The sequence below is a fragment of the Paraburkholderia sp. J67 genome (assembly GCF_905220265.1).
Lineage (GTDB): Bacteria > Pseudomonadota > Gammaproteobacteria > Burkholderiales > Burkholderiaceae > Paraburkholderia.
Genome location: NZ_CAJMZK010000034.1, coordinates 81049 through 99461, shown reverse-complemented (window position 1 = coordinate 99461; position 18413 = coordinate 81049). Strand labels below are relative to the sequence as shown.

Genomic DNA, 18413 nt, shown 5'->3' with positions numbered 1-18413 from the left:
GTTGCCGGTTGCCGGTGACGACTAACAAGGTGATAGCTCGCGGGCGTACACGAATTATTGTCAGCGTAGAGTAGCCAGATCTCTTTACACGTAACGGGTACTCCGCCCTTCTCCGCCTGTAAGTGGCATGCAGTTTAGTGAAGAATCGCCGCAAGCTCCGGAACGGGCGAGTCCGGTTATAGGGCGCAAATCCGCGTTGCGACGGGTCGGCTCGATTTGCCTCCTGACAAGGTACTGCCCCACTGCCAGCAATCAAGGAGACTCAGCGGCGCGGCCCTGATGCCATGAAAACAGCGCTGTGACTCGCCCAATAAATTGAAGCGCGTTCCCGGAAATTCACGTCGCAATACGAACCCCGATCACGTGCAAGGCTGCTCAATACCGTGTGCACATCCAAAAGTTGTGCACGTGCAAAGTTTTTCCTTCGCCCTTAGCGCTCCAAAGAATTCCCGCACGTCTGTCCTGCCAGGTCAATAAAGCAAGATCCTGACATTCCTCATCACGCGCAATCAAAATGGCCGCGTAGCGGCATGAAGCCTCCGGTCGCTGGGCCACTACAACGTACGCGCGCCACCGGGTTGGCTTGCGCTAGAGATGCAGATTCGTCTGTCGTCATCACCCACAAAAGCATCAAACTGTGCGCACCGGCAAGTTTTCAGCATTGAAATGCGCTATGAGGGGCAAAACAATTCGCAATCATCGAATGTTCTGCTAGGATTCGACCGAATGATCGCGTTGTAGATATCGCGATCCGCTTGAACCCAAGAACTTTGCACGTGCACAGTTTTTCGCGGGCACAAAACTGTGCACGTGCAAAGTTCTTACTGACTACTTTAGGGGCAGCTTATGGCGTCGAAAAAGAATCCAACCCCGGCTGTTATCGTGCTGGTGACAAACCAAAAGGGCGGAAGCGGGAAGACCACAACCGCTATGAGCCTCGCGGCCGCTTTCCACGATGCCGGAAAGCGCGTCCTTCTGGTCGACTACGATCCGCAAAACACGCTGTTGGGTTGGTATGGGCAAGCCGACGAGGCTAGCCCGATCGAAGTCCCCTATCTGAATCTCGCGCAGCCTGGCATCGATATCAGCGACGAATTGGAGCGCCGCCAGTTTGATTTCGACTTTATCGTGATCGATGGCCGTCCAACCCTCGAAATCAGCATGAGCGCACTGCTACTGCTCAGCGATCTTGTGTTGGTGCCTCTTCAAGCGTCGCTGGCTGATCTTCACTCCACGCAGGGCATCGTCAAGGAAATTCGCGTCGCTCAGGACGAGCGCCCCGAGTTGAAGTTCTCCCTCTTACTCACGATGGTGTCGAACAAGCGCCTGCAATTGCAATTCACGAAGGACGCGATCAAGGAACTGGGCTATCCGCTCTGCAAGACGATGATCGCGCGCCGTGAACTGCATACGCACGCCTATGCTTTGGGCCAGACAATCTTCGCCAGTAAATCCGTTGGCTATCGCGCTGCGGCGGACGAAGCGCGCAAGCTTGCTGCCGAAGTTGAGAAACTCGCATCGTAAAGGAGGCGTTGATGGCATCGAACAAACTCAAACAGGCCTTCGGTCGGCAGCGTACGGTCGAAACCGTCAGCGAGCAGACCTCCGGATTGGCGCAGCTTCGGGATACTCCGTCCAAATTCGACCACGCACGCCGCGCTTTGGCTCACGCCTCGGTCGGCCCGGCTCCCGCTCCGGCCATCGAGTCATCGTTGCAAGTATCGGTTGGCGATTTAAGCGCCGCGAGTCCTGAATATCGGGAATGGTGCGGTGTTAATGCTTATCGCCCTGGTACGAACATTGAAATATCGCTGGGAAAGCTCAAGGCATCCCGCTACAACGCGCGACATTTCTATCTTTCCTCGCAACTTCAGGAATTGATCGCGAACATTGCGGAACATAAGCAACAACAGCCCATTCATGTAACCCCGGACTACGACAATCCCGGTTACTACTTCGTCACGGATGGTGGACGTCGCTGGCGCGCTCTGGAAGCACTGAAGAGTCAACACGTGATTGCGCTGGTAGTCGATGTGCCGCTGGGCGTACAGAGCTACAAGTTGTCGTACGACCTCAACGTCACGAAGCAGGATCAGACGCCGTTCGACGACGCGATCAAGTGGAAAGGCATGCTGGCAGACGGGACGTTCAAGAACGCGCGGGAGTTGGGGGAGGTTTTGGGCATCGCCGAGGGGCAGATTTCCAAGACGTTGTCCCTCGCCGAACTTCCCGAAGTCCTGCTTGAACTCATGGTTGCCATCCCCACCGAAGAGATGGGGCTGCGCAAAGCCTATGAGGTGGGTCGCTACTGGGACGTCAGCGGCCACGACGAGGCAGCCACCACGAAGCTGATCCAGAACATTGCGAGCGGTGACTACGCCATCAAACGTGTTCAGGCCGCGATTTCAGGCCTGAAGGCCACGTCGGCGGGGGGCAAGGCAAATTCACGCCCTGTCTTTAATCGTCGCGTGGATTTTCGCCTGCCGAATGGCAAGGATATCGGGAACCTCAAAACCTACGGGGAAGATCGACTCGATCTGCGTGTGTCCGGCCTCCCGATCGATGTTCGCGACAAACTTCAGGAGGCGATCCAGCAAGCGTTGCAGCGCTATGTTGCAGTGAAGCCGGGCGTCGACGAGCCGGAAGCGCAATGAGTTCAAACTCCAGCGTTTCACCTGGTGCCCGCAAACTCGCGCTGGGTCTGGCAACGATTGCTACCGGGGCCTCCATCGCGATTACCTGGCTTGCGGGCCAGGAGCGAGGCGGCACGCTCGCCGAGCAGCTAATCTGGGTGGCCGTAGGACTGTCGCTGCTGTTGGGCGCGCATTTGATCCCGGCGATGGCTCGCGGCGCGCGGCGCGGGACTCGCGTTGTCGCTTTCTTCTTGTGGGCTGCCGCGATGGCGTCGACGGGCTACACGCACGGCACGTTCTTCCTGTCGGCACAGCAGCATGCCGGTGACCTGAGGGCAGGGCAGGTGAGCGTCCCGGGCGCCGCGCCCGCAGACCCGGCTACCAGCGATGCCGTCACGACACTTCTGCGTCAGCAGGCGAGAGTCGAGGGCGCATTGAACCAGTCGACACTGGCCAGGTGTCACGATGATTGCCGCGCGTTGGAGGTGCGTCGCCGAACGCTGCGCAGTCAGCTCGATTCCATCAAAGGGCAACTCGACGAAGCGCGACGCGTTGAGAAAAATTACGATCGAACCGTCGCCGAGCGCGCGCACGCAATGGCTCGTCAGGACTCTCAACGCGACGATCCGGTCTCGACGAAGCTGTCGAACTGGCTGAGCGTACCCACGGCGACGATCAATCTCGCCATCGCGATCTTTTTCGGCTGGCTTCTCGAAAGCATTGCCTGCTTTTCGTGGTACGTCGCCCTGTCGCGACCGAAACGTGATCAGGTCACGGCGGAAAGTCGCGATCCTGAGACGCAACGCGATTCCATCGAAGCAGAACGTCCAGCGCCAACGACCTTCGCCATGATCCGCGACGTGTCCCAACCGGCAGCCAACGACCCGGAAGCATGCGCGAAAGTGTCGGCAGTCGACGCTGCTCACGGCGTGACGCCATCGGCGCCAGCAACCAGCAGCAGCAGCGAAGCGCGAACCGTGTGGACCGAAAAGGAACAGGAAGATCTGCTCAGGGATGCCCTGGAGTCCGGCACTGCAACGAACTCGATTTCGGAGATTGTGAGGCTGCTTGGTTGCAGCGAGGGCAGGGCGCTTACCCTGCGTCGTCAAATCGCCGCGACGAACCCGCAGCTCTTGCTGGCAAATCGCCAGGTCGTGGGTCAATAAAGCGCTTACGGGAAGCCGGCTCGAAGAGGCCGACGCGCGACGCAGTGACGAATGGCCGACACCCTCTCGGCCGATTCATCACGCCCGTCGCAAGAACTACTTCACGCCGGACGCGGCGCTGGTCAGGAGGAAATTCAACAGATCGCGATCCGTTGGCTTTCCCCACACCTGTTCGGCAAGCCAGGTGAAGAATGCCGCTTCGGCAGCTTTCTTCGGCTTCTTGGCGGTCGATAGCTTCAACGGCGCGGCCGGCTGTTGCTCGTTGTAACGGGCGACATAGGCAGTTTGCTCGTCCGCGTCGAGCTCATTGAAATAGCCCTTCGCCTCGCCGGCCCGATATGCCTGCAATTTCGCGAGCAATTGGTCTTCGGCCTGCTCCTGGCGCGTTTCGGTGGCCACCACCTTGCGCGTTGCTGCGCCTTTGGGCTCCTCGATCTGCCAGCCGCCCAACAAGGCCTTCCTGAAGTACGCCCCCACATTCTCAACCGGTTGCGCATTCTTTTTACCTAACCGTTGTTCGGTGTAGGTGAGCGCTTTCTGGATTGCGTCTGCTCCGTGATCGGCAAGCAGCTTGCGCGCTTCGGTGAGCGGAACGTCGAACCTGGTCACCGCACCAAGCAAATCCAGATCGTCTTCCTGAAGCACCTCCGGCTTGGCCTTCCCGCTAATTGTGAACTGCACTTCGGCGATGGTTCGGCCGACCTTGAACTCTTGCAGTTCAACCTCGTGATCGGCAATGCGGTTGATTTCCTCAAGGGCAGGCAGCAACACGCGACTCTTGAAGGTTTTGTACTGCGCATACGAGCCACGCTTCCAGTCCATGCCTAACAGCAGGTCCCGCAGCGTATCGACGCCCAGCCGGGGCGTGCGACCGACCCCTTCGTACCGCACGACGTTCTCCCAGAGGGTGAGCGAGTGACCCCGCTTGAACTCGCGGGCAATACGCATATCGATACTGGCGTAGATCCGCGGGTTCATAAGAATCTCGCGGATGTTCTCGGAAAACTGATATTTCAGGATTGACCCGGACAGCTTGGCGCCGGCCACCAGACCGCTGGCGTTCCATTCGGGTTTGCCGGAAAGATGGTCCCAGTTGACGACGAAGCCGACCAGCGAGTTGATCGTCGCCTTCACATAGTCGCGGTTCTTGGTGTTCAAGCCGACGTCAGAGATGAGGTCCCCGACCGTGTACTCGAACCATACGCGTTCACCTTCCTTGTTCTGCTCGATCGCGTTTTTGATGAGCGCATTGAACATCTTCGCCTGCTGCAACGAAATCGGACCGGCCTGCGGTGCGATATGGACAGCGGGGACAGCCTTCCGGAAAGGCTCCGGTAACTCGGGGATCTGAAACAGGGCGATCTGAGTCGGGTCGGTTTTTGTCTCGTTCTTCTTCGGCACAGTAGCGTCAGGTCGGAAGGGCAATTTAGGGTAACGATACACTGTACCGCGTTCACCTTCAAGCCTGCTTCCACGCGCTCACAGGTACCGTATGGATCGAACCATACGCGTTCACCTAAGGCACCAGAAGCGTTCACCTGAAAAATATCTTATAAAAATCATGCATTTATTTGTGAGTGAGTGCACACACCACAAGCGATATCGAACCATAGACATTCACCCTCAGGTCGAATCTCCCCCAGGAATTGGGTGAATTTGAGCAGGCAGAGAACCATAGCCGTTCACCTAAGCCTCAATTGACCATCGTTTGCGCAAAAACGGCCGGGAGAGAACCATAGGTGTTTACCATTCGCCTCGGCAACGCCTCAAACGAACCATACGCATTCACCTGTTGAACCATAGGCGTTACCCTTTCGCTCATCTCCGGAGCCTTCTTCATCACGTATGTCTATAAATTTATTATTTATAGTCAGTAGCTTGCACGAGATATCGAAGGTAAATTCCAGGTGTATCCACGAGAAACCCGGAACCATAGGCTTTCACCATAAAACGGTCGGGCCGCGCGCCTGGTGCGATGCCAGGCTTGGTAAGAAGGCCCGCCGAACCATAGCGATTCGCCTTTGACCCATGTGCGTTGACGTGTCGAACCATAGTTGTTCCCCATGAAAACCATGTTCGTTAACCTATCGAACCATCAACATTCACCTGACGAACCATAGGCGTTGACCTGTATCCGCTGTAACCCATACCTGGTAAGGGATTCATCTGCGTAAACTATTAAAGGGTGTAAACGTGTTAACTGAAAACACGTAAACTGTCCCCAGTTTCGAGAGAGCTAACACGGCCTGAAAACCATAGACGTTCACCTTGGCCGCTGTTCATCTGGATTCTTCTGTCCCGAACCATAGCCATTCCCCTTTGATCGGGAATGGAAGCGCCGGGGCAACTCAACTGGCGCAGCGATCCACCGACCGCGACCAGACCTTCTGATCCTCTCCGTGCCCACCAGGCTCGCGAAGATCGGTTTCCCCACCGACGAGAAGCGGACCTTCGATCAGCCAACGGCGAATTGCGTCCTGTGGGCGGTCTACACCGACACGAGACTATAGGCGCACATGCCCTTGCCCGTTAGCGGGCCTTGAACCCGGTTCGTGCATCTTCGCCAGATAGACCCGTCCAAGGCAGACGCGCGATCGGCAATGCCGTAGACCGCCGCGCGATACTTGTAGCGTCCTTGATGCATCGCCCCGAAGTGCCAGGCACGTCGGGTGCCGTTCTCATGGTCCAGGGTCCACGATCCCCAGGAGTCTTCCGACTGTCCGCGCTCAACGGTGATGCAGATCTTTTCCAGGCAGATCAAATCCCGCCGTGATCCATCTAAAGGCACCAGGACTGTGCGCTGCCCGGACACCTGGCGGGCGCCCTCCGCAATCTGTCGTATTGAGGAAATAGGGAAGCGGGGAGTTGGGGAGTCCGCGTGATAAGGATAGAAGCCGTTCGCGCAGCTGTCGGCAGACGCGCCCAACACGAATTACCCGGCAGTTGGGCCGGGAGTGTGTACGGCGTTGGGTCGCTCGCGCGACTCAGGCGCAGTAACGCCAGACAACACCCATGCCGGAGCATACGATGATCAAGCTATCGCGCTTTGGTCGGATGGTACTAAGGCGGCATCAGTGGCGATTACCCACGGGTAACCAGCAGGCGGTCAACGCGGAAGCAGCCGCATGAGGTGAGCGGCGAAGAGCACAAGCATGCGCAGGGATTGGGTCCGCGTAGCACATCAACAAGGCATCGCAACGGAAAGAACACGGCAGCAATACAGAACGGGAGAACGGTCGTGCGTGGCCACGGGTTCACACCCACGGTATCGGAAGCGCTGATTCGTCTACTTGCCGACCACGTATCGAACGTGCACGGCTAAACGCGTATCGGCGACCCTCGGTGCCTGAATAGGCAAGCCGTTGCCGACATCGAGAATTGTGCTGCTTGATTTACCTTCTAATACGCCCGCGTTTTGAACCGCGCTTCAAGATTCCGTGGGCAACTACGCGCCAACTTTCGCCAATCTTGTTCCGGCAAACGGATCATTACGCCAGTCGACGCCTGAACGGACCTCCGGCGCTTGCGGGACCGCGTCAATCGCGAAGTGTTCAATCGACTGACCAGCGCTGGTGGCCTGAAGCACCCATTGAGGTGGTGCGCCTTTGCCGTCCCACGTGTTGCCGAAAGCATCCCGAAATCGCACTGAACGCAAGCGGGACTGGTCGGCCGCAATGGAAGCGGCGACATCTTCCGGCTTGATGCCGAATTCGGCCATACGCCTGCGCAGATAGGCCACGATGCTTTCGCGTTTTCTTTCGTCCATACGAATGTACTCGCTCATCAAATGATTAGTGAGCTGGTGTTTGCAAAGTGCGTGTCGCCAGGATAACACGTTGGCCGATGCCCTTTACGTTGTATGCCTACGATAGAGCATAAGTCGGTCGAACTTTGCGCGGTTCATAACAAGAGCAAGTCTGGAATTCTGGTGCTTAGTGGGCTTCAGGTCGTGGCGCCGGCATCCGGCAAACGCGCATCGGATAAAGAAGTTTTGCAAAATATTTCGACGATCGCCATCCGGGCAGACGAGCATCGCTAACGAATACCGGCTTTGGAAAAAAGAATAGTGAATGCATTCGGAGTATTTGCACTCCGGCTTTTAGCATCCGGTACGCGCAGTGTGGCATAGTGCGAGCATTCGATGTCCGTTCACAAAAGGGAAGGCAATGGCGACGCTACAAAACATTCAAGCCAAAATCGCAAAGCTCGAAGCGCAAGCAAAGGCAGTGACGCAAAAACAATCTTCAGGCGCACTCGAAAAGATTCGTAATCTGATGCAAAAGCATGGTGTGAGCATCGCCGATATCGAATCGTTCGTCGCGCACGGAACGCGTGGACGCAAGGTCGGCAGCACTGTCGCGACGAAGTCGCAAGCGGGCGCTGCAAAATACCGCGATCCGAAGTCAGGCGCTACCTGGACGGGGCATGGACGTGCGCCGGCCTGGATTGCGAAAGCGAAGGACCGTAACCGTTTCCTGATTGATGCTGCGACTGCAATCGCAGCTGTTGCGCCCGTCAAGGCTGCTGCAAAAGCCGGTAATTACGTACGCGGCCCGCAGCCGGCAAAATACCAGGACCCGAAGTCGGGTGCCACCTGGAGCGGTCGGGGTCGTGCGCCGGCCTGGATCGCTGGCGCGAAGGATCTGACGAAGTTCCTTATTGGCGAAGCCGGTGCGGCGGCAGAGGCGAAGCCCAAAGCGGCATCGAAGTCGGTGGCGGGCCGTAAAGCGACGTCCGCGAAAGCCGCTTCGTTGAAATCAACGGCTGCCAAGGGCGCCACGAAGACGGCGGCGTCAAAGACGGTCGAAGTCGAAAAGAAAACGACGGTAAAGAAAGTCACGGCGAAAAAAGCAGTCGCCAAAAAAGCGGCGGCGAAGAAGCCCGCTGCCAAGGCTGAGCAAGCCGTGAAGAAGGTTACTGCGACCAAGGGTCCGGCTCCGCGGAAGGTGGCAAAGAAGGCGCCCGCGAAGGCCGCGTTGCCCGTAGTCGCTGATCAGGTCGTCGATACCCAGACCGCAACCGCAGAAGTCGCAGAACAAACCGCTGTGACCGCCTGAGGTCGTTCAAGAGCGCAAACTGATGTCGCGCTTCAAAAGCCCACTGTGCTGATAAGGCCAGTGGGCTTTTTCGTTGGCGCAAGGAAGGCAACACAGCGGGCCGCCCAAAAGGCAGCCCGCTGTGAGCCTCGCCAGCCTCCGTTCGCTTTTAGTTTCCGAGTATGGCGGCGACCTGCGTAGCCGTCGCTTTGGCCGACTGCGGATTTTGCCCTGTCACGAGTCGTCCATCGGTCACGACTTTGGACACAAACGGGATGAGTGCCTTTTCGTAGCGCGCGCCGCGGCGGATCATCTCTTCCTCTGCGTTATACGGCACCTTTTTGGCGACGCCAGCCAGCACCTCCTCAACCCACGAATAACCCGTCAAGCGACGTCCTGCTACGAGGAGGTTGCCGTCCGATAACTTTGTATTGAGCAATCCGCAGTAGCCGTGACAAACCGACGAGACGATCCCGTCACGCTCGTAAATGTCGCGCGTAATCCGCTGCAAGGCGACATCGTTGGGAAAGTCCCACATCACCGCGTGGCCACCGGTGTAGTAGATGGCGTCGAAGTCGGCCGGGTCGATTTCGTCAGGCGCGGCGGTGTGCGCCAGTAACTGCTGGCGAGCGCTGTCCTCTAGCCATTCCTTGACCGATGCATCGGCAAGCGGCCATTTGAGCGAGCGGGGCTCAAGTGGTGACAAACCGCCCTTCGGACTCACGAGCTGCTGCTCGTATCCCTTCTGCGCAAAGATATGCCACGCATGCGTCAGCTCGGACAGCCACAGACCCGTCGGTTCCGACTGATCGGCGTAATGGGCGACATTGCTGACGACAAGGAGTATCCGTCTGGTCATGGTGAGTCATCTCCCGGTATCCACCGCGGGCAGATTCACGGTGCAGACTGCACGATAACTTTCAAGCTAACTCGAGGGTCAAGGTTTTTCTGACGAGGGGCGAGTGACGCCGGCTTCGGTCTGCACGAGCCCGTCGAGCAGGGTTGTCAACGCATCTTCTATTGCGTTGTCGCCAACCTTTTCCGGCACCAGGCGACCGTCAATCGACAGCATCGTCAGCCCGTGCAGATGCGCCCAGCAAGCGGTCGCCTGCCCAAGCGCGGGTCGCGAGCGGATGGTGCCATCGCGCTGGCCCAGCTCGAGGACGCTCACCACGAGCAGAAAAGGCGCCTGCGTGCGCGGATCGGTATGGATGTCGGTGGGTTCACCGGCGTCCGTATTGAACATCAGCCTGTAGAGACTGGGATTGCGTTCTCCGAATCCGAGGTAGGCATACGCCAGCGAGCGCAATTGCGCGGGCACGCTGTTGCTTGCGTCAACCTCGGCATCCAGGACGTCCCGCAAACGGTCGAAGCCAAGCAGCGCGAGTTCATGCAGCAACGAAGCCTTGTCCGGGAAGTGACGGTAGGGCGCGGAATGGCTCACCTCCGCACGCCGGGCGATCTCGCGCAACGTGAATTGCCAGCCGCGCTGCTGCTCCAGCATGAGCAACGCTGTGTCGATGATCGCGCGCCGCAGATCGCCGTGGTGATATTGCCTCTGTTGATCGTCGTCGGTCGGCATCGGAAACTGATTCAATGTTGACAGGGAACACATTATCGAACTATCCTCGATCGCCATCAAGTTGACAGTGTCCACATTGAATCGTCTGGAGAATTTCGATGAATGCGATTGCGGAACCGATCCTTACCCGCCGTCTGGAAGCGTTGCTCGATCAACAGCGAACGGCGTTCCTCAGCCAGCCCGCGCCGGATCTCGCGAAACGCAGGCGGCAACTGGCGCGACTGCGCAGCGCCGTGCTCGCGTATCGCGACGAAATAGAGACGGCGATCAGCGCCGATTTCGGGAACCGTTCACGACACGAAACCGGCATCATGGAACTGGCCGGGATCATCCAGGCGATCGACTATCTGTCGCGCAGGCTGCCGCGTTACATGAAGCGTGAGCGCCGTCACGTGGGCCTGGTCTATCGAACCGGCCAGGCGTACGTGGAATATCAGCCGAAGGGCGTCATCGGCGTCATGGCGCCCTGGAACTATCCTGTCTCCCTGACCATGATTCCGCTCGCGACGGCTATTGCAGCCGGGAACCGGGTGTTGCTGAAGCCGTCGGAACTGACGCCGCGAACCAGCGACGTGATCAGCCGCCTGGTGACCGAGATCTTTGCGGCTGAAGAGGTCGCGGTCGTGCTCGGCGGCCCGGAGATCGGCGCCGAATTCAGTCGCCTTCCTTTTGACCATCTGCTGTTCACCGGCAGCACGCAGGTCGGCAGGAAGGTCATGAAAGCGGCGAGCGATCATCTCGTCCCCTTGACGCTGGAGCTGGGCGGAAAGAGCCCGGTGATCGTCTCCCGAGGTCAGGTCAACGAGCAGACCTTGAACAGCATCGTGTTCGGCAAGCTGTCCAACGGCGGCCAGACCTGCGTGGCGCCCGACTACGCGCTGGTACACGAGGACGACCGCGACCGATTCGTTCAGGCCTGGCTGGAAACGGTGGCCCGCTTTTATCCCGATGGACCGACGAGCGACGATTACACATCAATCGTGAGCGACGGACATCACGCGCGGCTGCTGGCGCTCGTCGACGATGCCAGACAGAAGGGCGCAACGGTGATTGAGGCGGGTTTGAATCCTGAACGGTCAACCACCCGCGTCCGGACGATGCCGCCGACGCTTCTCACCGACGTGAGCGACCAGATGACGGTCATGCAGGAGGAAATTTTCGGGCCGATTCTCCCGGTGCGCACCTATCGCACGATCGATGAAGTCATCGGCTACGTGAACGCCCGGGCGCGCCCGCTCGCGCTGTACTACTTCGGCTCGGATACCAACGAGCGTGACGCCCTGTTGCAGCGGACCACGTCGGGCAATGTCGGCGTGAACAACACGATCCTGCACGTCGCCCAGGACGATCTTCCGTTCGGCGGGATCGGTCCAAGCGGAATGGGCGCCTATCATGGCATCGAGGGATTTCGGGCGATGAGCCACGCTAAAGGCGTGTTTATCCAGGGGCGCTGGAGCCTGGCACGGTTGCTCCACGCACCGTTCGGAAAGCTGGCTGACTTTGCACTCAGGATGACCTTGGGAAGGCCGCGCAAGTAACCCTAAGGCAGACCGGTCAAGTTGGGGTTTTAGGCGCGGCGAGGGTTTCGGGTGGGCAGGTGAGCAAATGCATCGTCGAAAAAACTGCAGTGCGATCCCGAATGTTTGTGCAGGCTACCCACGGTTCACCCGGATGCAATGGGTTAGCAGGGGTAGCCATTGATCGGCTGGACGTGGCGACTGGTTCACGAAGATGGACCCGGGAGAGCGCCAATAACCTGCTTGACGAGCCGGTCCGCGCCATCGATGTCGAAGTGCGGGGTTTGCGCATTGCCGAGTCGCACGATGACCAATTGCTTCGATGGCACGACGATGATGTACTGGCCAAGATTGCCGAGCGCATAAAACGTATCGGCGGGGGCATCGGGCATCAGCGGCATGCCATCCGGGTGCCCGTCGCCAGTGCCGCTGTGGCGATTTGTCCACCAACCCGCGCCATAGTTGGTCGCAAGCGTTGGTGTCGTCGACCAGCGGACCCAGTCCTCAGGCAGGATTCGCTGACCGTTGGGCGTAACACCGTCGTTCAAATACAGCTCGCCAAAGCGTCCCCAGTCGCGGGCTGACGCGAGCATATAGTGCGCGCCGATCGGCGTACCGGTCGCATCCATTTCCATCGTCGCATGCCGCATGCCAAGAGGCGCGAACAACGCGTCGTGGGCAAAGCGTTGCACATCGACCGCATCGCCGCCAACGGCGTCGCGCACCATGCGTGCGACGAGATGAACGCTCGCGCTGCTATAAGCCCAGCGCTGACCCGGCGCGGCGATGACGCGCGCACGTCGCGCGGCCGCGGCCATGTCGCGCGTCTGCACATACATCACCCTGTTCGACGGATCGAATCCACTGCCGGTCTCGTCAATATCAAGGCCACTCGTCATCCGCATGAAGTCCGAGAGCGGGATTGCCTCGTTCGAACCGTTGTCGAGTTGTACGGGGGTATCGACACTCAGCTTGCCTTCGCGGACGAGCACGCCAACGAGGGCGTTCGTGACGGACTTGCTGATTGAGAAACCGAGTATTGGCGTATCGGGACCGTAACCAGGCGCGTATCGCTCCGCGATCAGGCTGCCTTTGTACAAAACGACAACCGCCTTCGTCCGGCGCGGCGCCGTGGAAGGTTCTTCGGCAAACTCATCGTCAAGCGCACGGGACAGCGTGGAGGATGTATCGAGTGCGAGTGGCAGAGAAACCCGAGGAATGGGAGGCAGGAGTTGCGGCGACTCGAGCGAGGCCGCGTCGTCATCGTCGATGATGGTGCAGCCCCACGTCCCGCGATAGACCGCGCGGCTGGTAAACGCGCCCGCGAGGCTCGCGCTGACTTCCCGCTGGGAGCGATCCACCTTATAGCGAATTAGCGGCGCCACCAGGTCGAGGCCCGGGCGCGAAGCGATCGTCTCGGCAAAAATCGTGTCGGGCGCTTGCCCGCTCACAAACGTTTCCGAGCAGAGGTCGTGCGCGGTAGTCCCCGTCGCGACACGAGCCGCATAGTCCGGACGTACCGCCGTGCAGCCACCGAACGACAGTGCGAGCAGAACGGAGAAGAACCATAGACGTTGTCGTTTCATGGCTGGTTCACCACAGGCTGACGGAATTGGCGAGGCGTCAAGTATTCACTAACCTGATGACCGTCGTGCGGATGACGGGCGTCGCCCGGGGGCGCCTGACCGATGGCTCAACCCGCCTGCACCGCCTCCGCGTCGGCCGGCGACGCGGTGAGGACCGTCGACACCGTTTCGATGAACCGGTCGGCCGACACGGGCCGACCCAACAAGAACCCCTGCAAAGTATCGCAACCCAGGCGGGTCAGGAAATTCTGCTGGTCCGACGTTTCCACCCCTTCGGCGACAATGCTCAGGTTGAGTGTCTGGCCCAACGCCACAATCGCCGACACGATCGCGGCATCTTCCGTATCGTTCGCCAGGTCGCGAACGAAGCCACGGTCGATCTTGAGTTCGGTGGCCGGCAGCCGTTTCAGATAAAGCAGGCTCGAATAGCCGGTGCCGAAATCATCGATCGCGATCCTGACGCCCATCTCGTGGAGCTGCAGCAGGATCGCGAGACTCGCCTCGACATCGCGCATCGCGGTCGACTCGGTGATTTCCAGCGTCAGGCAGCGCGGCTCCAGGTCGTGGCGCGCAAGCGTGTCCCGCACCGTCTGGATCAGGTTCGCATGGCTGAACTGGAGCGGCGAAAGGTTAACGGCTATGGTCCAGCTGGTGTGTCCGGCATCGCGCCACTCGCGCATCTGCCGGCACGCCTCGTCCAATACCCACTCGCCGATCGGGACGATGAGCCCGGTCTTTTCCGCTATCGGAATGAACTGGTCCGGCGAAATCAGGCCGCGCACCGGATGTTGCCAGCGAAGCAGAGCTTCGGCCCCGACGACGGGCCCAGCCGGCGCATCGAATTTCGGCTGGTAATGCAGAATCAGTTGCCGCTGCGCGATCGCCGAATGCAGATCCTGCACGAGCTGCAACTGCTCGTGCACATTGGCGTTCATCGGTGTTTCGAAGAAGCAGTAGGTGTCGCGCCCCATCGCCTTGGCGTGATACATCGCGACATCGGCGTTGGTCAACAATTCGTGTTGATGCGCGCCATTGCCGGGATAAATGGCAATGCCGATGCTGGTCGAAACACGCAGCTCATGACCCGCGACCGTGACGGGCTGCTGGATCAAGCCCAGCAGTTTGTCGGCGAGTGTGGCCGCATCCGCGGGGTCGCCGATGCCGGCCAGCAGGACGAATTCGTCGCCGCCGACGCGCGCGATCGTGTCCTCGCCGCGCACATTGGAGCGGATACGCTCGGCCACTTCGGTCAGCAACATATCGCCAATGTGATGGCCGAATGCGTCATTCACCGCCTTGAAGCCGTCCAGGTCGAGGAACATCAGCGCGAACCGGCTGTTGTTGCGATCGGCGGCCTGCATCGCCTGCCCGAGCCGGTCTTTCAGCAGGGCGCGGTTCGGCAGTTTGGTGAGGCTATCGTGCAGCGCCAGATAGGTCAGCTCCTCGTTGGCCTCGGCGAGCGAGCTCGCCAGCACCGACGTGCGCGCCTCCATGCGCAGGTCCAGCACGGAGATGATCAGCGCGATCGCGAGCACGGCCAGCGTGACGATGATGATCACCACGGCCAGCCAGTCGGCGTTCACGCCAGTGCGGGCCGCGCCGCAAATGCTGCCCAGCGGGAATTGCGCCGCGGCCATCCCCGTGTAGTGCATGCCGACGATCGCCGCGCCCATCACCACCGCTGCGCCCGCCCGGAAAAGCCGCACGTGGGCCGACTGTCGGCGCAGGTGAAAGGCGATCCACAATGCTGCCCCCGAGGCGACCACCGCAATGGCCAGCGACAAGTCAAAGAGGCGCGGCTCGTACTGAATCCCGGGCGTCATGCGCATCGCGGCCATGCCGGTGTAGTGCATGCCCGCGATGGCCGGTCCCATGAGTAGCGCCCCGATAGCCAGGCGTGACCACGGCAGCGTCTGCTGGCTGACCAGCCAGAGCGCAAACGCCGACGAAGCGATCGCGATCAGCAGCGACAGAGCGGTGATCGTCGGGTCATAGCCGACCGGCACGGGCAGGCTGAATGCCAGCATACCGATGAAGTGCATCGACCAGATTCCGAGCCCCATCGCACAGGCGCCGCCGGCAAGCCACCAGTGGGCGGCACGCCCTTGTGCCGTGGAGATGCGCCCGGCCATGTCGAGCGCGGTGTACGAAGCCAGTATGGCAACCAGGAACGAGCACAGAACGAGTGACAGATTGTAGGTGCTGGTCAGCATCGACTATTCCTTGTTTGGTTCCTCCGATTGCCCCTGATGTTGATGGACCGGCGGACTTACGAGTCTGGAAGGGCGACTATTGGATTAGCCGCAGAATTAGCTATCGTGATAACGGCATCATTGCGCATAACTTGATGCCTGGAGAAGGCAGAACGGCAAGTCGCCGATCAATCAGGGCGCGTGAAGTTATCGCCCCGGTCTGCCGTTATCACGTAAAGGGAATCCACCTCCCGTTTCGCCCGAGCTTGTGCGCTGACCGTCCGCAGCCGGGCAGTCGAAACGTTTTCGCAACTCGATTCCGCCACGCAGTACAACGCCGCGTTAGTGGAGGAAAGCGCCGCCGCCGGTAGCGTTGCCGATCAGGCCGACCGGCTGCACCGGGTCGTGCGGCATTTCTCGCTGGAAGAGAGTCAGGCTCCGGTCGGGCGATCAGAACATATGGCGAATGCCGACGTTGCCTCCCACGGTGGTGCCGCGCGTGCCGTAGAGCGCGCTATTCGCGGACGCGCCGTCGACGTCGAGCCCCGTCGTCATCGCGCCGTGATTGTTGACCACGCCGACCTGCGCGTAGAGCGTGGTTCGGCGCGAGAGCAGATAGCTCGCACCGACGGCCGCGAGAATCGAATGATTGCCGGTATCGTGGCGATCGCTTGTCAGCCACGCGCCGCCGTTCACATCGAGTTGCGGTAGCACGAAGTAGTCGAGGCCACCGCCATAGACGTTGTTGCTGAAACCGCCGGCGACCTTGTAGCTCGCGAACGAAGCCTTTGCGGTGAGCGAGCCGATCTTGTACGACGCGCCCAGAGTGCGGCCTGTGAACGGCACGGTGGTAGGCAGCGGCGTGGTCACCGTACCTGAACCGTTGCCGTCGTAAAAAGCGCCCTCAACGGCCAGCGTGCCGTTGTCGTAGCGCAGGCTGAGCGAATACTGGCGGCCAGCCTGAAAATTCCCGGCTTCTCCCCCCAATGCGATCATCGCCCGCCCCTGAAAGCCAGCGAGAACCGGCGATGTCCAACTGAGCGCGTTGGCATTGAAAACTCCGGTACCCACCACATTGTCCAGATACGTCACGAGGCTGCTGCCGAATTGCGAGCAGCCGCGCGGATCGAGATCGTAGAGGGCGAGAAAGAAGGGGGAATACTGAAGACCCGCTTTCACTTCGCCGAAACTACCGTGCAGCGCCAGCCAGGCCTGACGTCCAAACAGATTGCCGTTGGAATTGTTGTAGCCGCCGTTGGCAATGTTCACGCCATTTTCCAGCTTGAATTCGGCGACGAGGCCGCCGCCCAGATCCTCTTTGCCGGTCAATCCGAACATCGAGGGCGACAGGCCACTGTCGGTGAGCGAAACTCGCGTACCGTCATTTGCGCCGCTGGCGCTGTCGCGCGTGCGGCTTGTCACGAGCACGCTGGCATCGACGATGCCGTAGAGCGTGACACTGCTCTGCGCATGGGCGAGACCTGCGGCACAAAAGAGCGCGCAACCACCCACGGCGGCGCGCACTGAACGATATCCTGCATGCAGCATATTTTCGTCTCCTGGCCGGGTGCACGAACGTTGGCGTTTCAGACACCCGGCTAAAAATCTCCAGATAGTTTTATATTTCGGACTGCGATGAATTTGAGTAGTCGAATCTCCTCGCTAATCTCTGTTGACGGTGTGAATTAGCGCTTGAGCAGGTCGAGCGCGACGTCGACGATCATGTCTTCCTGACCGCCCACCATGCGGCGGCGGCCCAGTTCGACCAGCACATCCACGGTACGCAGGCCATACTTGTGCGCCGCCGCCTCGCTGTGCCTCAGGAAGCTCGAATAAACACCCGCATAGCCCAGCGCGAGCGTTTCGCGGTCGACGCGCACCGGCCGGTCCTGAAGCGGGCGCACGAGGTCGTCGGCGGCATCCATCAGCGCATAGAGATCGCAGCCGTGGGTCCAGCCCATCCGCTCGGCCGCCGCAACGAATACCTCCAGCGGCGCATTGCCGGCGCCTGCGCCCATGCCCGCGAGGCTGGCATCGATGCGGTCGCAACCTTCCTCGACAGCGGCGATGCTATTGGCGACACCAAGGCTCAGATTGTGGTGCGCGTGCATGCCCGTCTGCGTTGCCGGATCGAGCACGTCCTTGAAGGCGCGAAAGCGCTCGCGCACGTCGCTCATCGTGAGCGCGCCGCCCGAATCGACCACATAGCAGCAGGTCGCGCCGTTTTTTTCCATCAGTTTGGCCTGCTCCGCCAGTTTCTGCGGCGTGGTCATGTGGCTCATCATCAGGAAGCCGACCGCTTCCATGCCGAGCGTGCGCGCGTAGTCGATGTGTTGCAGGGCGATGTCGGCTTCGGTGCAATGCGTCGCGACTCGCACGATGCGCGCACCGGCCTCGTAGGCGGCCTTGAGATCATGCATGGTGCCGATACCGGGGATCAGCAGCGTCGCGATCTTCGCGCGGCGAACCACGCTCGCGACGGCTTCGATCCATTCGACGTCCGAGTGAGCGCCGAAACCGTAGTTGAAGCTGCCGCCCTGCAAGCCGTCGCCGTGGGCCACTTCGATGGAGTCCACGCCTGCGGCATCGAGCGCGGCGGCGATATTCCTCGCCTGTTCGACGGTGTATTGATGGCGGATGGCGTGGCTGCCATCGCGCAGCGTCACATCGGAGAGATAGAGTGGGGTCTCGCGTTTCATGC

The 18413-nt window shown here is 60.0% G+C and carries 13 protein-coding genes; 5 read left to right on the top strand and 8 right to left on the bottom strand.

Going from position 1 to position 18413, the window contains the following annotated elements; translation table 11 throughout:
* The first annotated feature begins 846 nt into the window (after positions 1-846).
* From U5782_RS36450 to U5782_RS36440, 3 genes are read left to right on the top strand one after another with little or no spacing between them, the layout of a single operon-like run.
* Positions 847-1524: a ParA family protein gene (locus tag U5782_RS36450; RefSeq protein ID WP_322048707.1), complete on the top strand. Its 678-nt coding sequence runs from the start codon at positions 847-849 to the stop codon at positions 1522-1524.
* An 11-nt stretch (positions 1525-1535) separates the two neighbouring features.
* The gene (locus U5782_RS36445) at positions 1536-2654 is read left to right on the top strand and encodes a ParB/RepB/Spo0J family partition protein (RefSeq protein WP_322048706.1); all 1119 of its coding nucleotides are present in this window, start codon (positions 1536-1538) and stop codon (positions 2652-2654) included.
* Positions 2651-3799: a hypothetical protein gene (locus U5782_RS36440; protein WP_322048705.1), complete on the top strand. Its 1149-nt coding sequence runs from the start codon at positions 2651-2653 to the stop codon at positions 3797-3799. The genes U5782_RS36445 and U5782_RS36440 overlap by 4 nt, the downstream gene beginning before the upstream one ends.
* Positions 3800-3895: 96 nt before the next feature.
* Here the strand turns inward: U5782_RS36440 and U5782_RS36435 are convergent, their stop codons facing one another.
* Positions 3896-5200, bottom strand: coding sequence for a replication initiation protein (locus U5782_RS36435; protein WP_322048704.1), 1305 nt, complete (start codon positions 5198-5200; stop codon positions 3896-3898).
* Between the two features lie 2044 nt (positions 5201-7244).
* Positions 7245-7583 (bottom strand): H-NS family nucleoid-associated regulatory protein, encoded by a 339-nt coding sequence (locus tag U5782_RS36430; RefSeq protein ID WP_415914471.1) that lies wholly within the window; start codon positions 7581-7583, stop codon positions 7245-7247.
* Positions 7584-7965: 382 nt separating this feature from the next.
* Here U5782_RS36430 and U5782_RS36425 point away from each other — a divergent pair, with 382 nt between their 5' ends.
* Positions 7966-8856 carry an H-NS family nucleoid-associated regulatory protein gene (locus U5782_RS36425; RefSeq protein WP_322048703.1) on the top strand — a complete coding sequence of 297 codons (891 nt, stop codon included), beginning with the start codon at positions 7966-7968 and terminating at the stop codon, positions 8854-8856.
* A 148-nt stretch (positions 8857-9004) separates the two neighbouring features.
* Here the strand turns inward: U5782_RS36425 and U5782_RS36420 are convergent, their stop codons facing one another.
* Positions 9005-9694, bottom strand: coding sequence for a type 1 glutamine amidotransferase domain-containing protein (locus tag U5782_RS36420; RefSeq protein ID WP_322048702.1), 690 nt, complete (start codon positions 9692-9694; stop codon positions 9005-9007).
* 78 nt (positions 9695-9772) lie between these two features.
* Complete coding sequence (locus tag U5782_RS36415) at positions 9773-10417, bottom strand: TetR/AcrR family transcriptional regulator (RefSeq protein WP_322048701.1); 645 nt, start codon at positions 10415-10417, stop codon at positions 9773-9775.
* Between the two features lie 98 nt (positions 10418-10515).
* On the opposite strand from U5782_RS36415, the gene U5782_RS36410 reads away from it, so the two are divergent.
* Positions 10516-11955 (top strand): coniferyl aldehyde dehydrogenase, encoded by a 1440-nt coding sequence (locus U5782_RS36410; protein ID WP_322048700.1) that lies wholly within the window; start codon positions 10516-10518, stop codon positions 11953-11955.
* Between the two features lie 185 nt (positions 11956-12140).
* Here the strand turns inward: U5782_RS36410 and U5782_RS36405 are convergent, their stop codons facing one another.
* The 4 genes from U5782_RS36405 to dmpG form a co-directional block, all read right to left on the bottom strand.
* Positions 12141-13520, bottom strand: a complete 1380-nt coding sequence (locus U5782_RS36405; protein ID WP_322048699.1) for a serine hydrolase — start codon at positions 13518-13520, stop codon at positions 12141-12143.
* Between the two features lie 107 nt (positions 13521-13627).
* Positions 13628-15733 (bottom strand): putative bifunctional diguanylate cyclase/phosphodiesterase, encoded by a 2106-nt coding sequence (locus tag U5782_RS36400; protein ID WP_322048698.1) that lies wholly within the window; start codon positions 15731-15733, stop codon positions 13628-13630.
* A 429-nt stretch (positions 15734-16162) separates the two neighbouring features.
* Complete coding sequence (locus U5782_RS36395; RefSeq protein WP_322048697.1) at positions 16163-17260, bottom strand: porin; 1098 nt, start codon at positions 17258-17260, stop codon at positions 16163-16165.
* Positions 17261-17397: 137 nt separating this feature from the next.
* Positions 17398-18411 carry a 4-hydroxy-2-oxovalerate aldolase gene (gene dmpG, locus U5782_RS36390; protein WP_322048696.1) on the bottom strand — a complete coding sequence of 338 codons (1014 nt, stop codon included), beginning with the start codon at positions 18409-18411 and terminating at the stop codon, positions 17398-17400.
* Positions 18412-18413 lie beyond the last annotated feature (2 nt).

Coding starts and splice junctions, on each gene's coding strand:
- U5782_RS36415 (WP_322048701.1), bottom strand. CDS start 10,417: ATGCCGACCGACGACGATCAACAGAGGCAATATCACCACGGCGATCTG.
- U5782_RS36440 (WP_322048705.1), top strand. CDS start 2,651: ATGAGTTCAAACTCCAGCGTTTCACCTGGTGCCCGCAAACTCGCGCTG.
- U5782_RS36420 (WP_322048702.1), bottom strand. CDS start 9,694: ATGACCAGACGGATACTCCTTGTCGTCAGCAATGTCGCCCATTACGCC.
- U5782_RS36405 (WP_322048699.1), bottom strand. CDS start 13,520: ATGAAACGACAACGTCTATGGTTCTTCTCCGTTCTGCTCGCACTGTCG.
- U5782_RS36395 (WP_322048697.1), bottom strand. CDS start 17,260: ATGCTGCATGCAGGATATCGTTCAGTGCGCGCCGCCGTGGGTGGTTGC.
- U5782_RS36450 (WP_322048707.1), top strand. CDS start 847: ATGGCGTCGAAAAAGAATCCAACCCCGGCTGTTATCGTGCTGGTGACA.
- U5782_RS36400 (WP_322048698.1), bottom strand. CDS start 15,733: ATGCTGACCAGCACCTACAATCTGTCACTCGTTCTGTGCTCGTTCCTG.
- U5782_RS36410 (WP_322048700.1), top strand. CDS start 10,516: ATGAATGCGATTGCGGAACCGATCCTTACCCGCCGTCTGGAAGCGTTG.
- U5782_RS36425 (WP_322048703.1), top strand. CDS start 7,966: ATGGCGACGCTACAAAACATTCAAGCCAAAATCGCAAAGCTCGAAGCG.
- U5782_RS36445 (WP_322048706.1), top strand. CDS start 1,536: ATGGCATCGAACAAACTCAAACAGGCCTTCGGTCGGCAGCGTACGGTC.
- dmpG (WP_322048696.1), bottom strand. CDS start 18,411: ATGAAACGCGAGACCCCACTCTATCTCTCCGATGTGACGCTGCGCGAT.
- U5782_RS36430 (WP_415914471.1), bottom strand. CDS start 7,583: ATGAGCGAGTACATTCGTATGGACGAAAGAAAACGCGAAAGCATCGTG.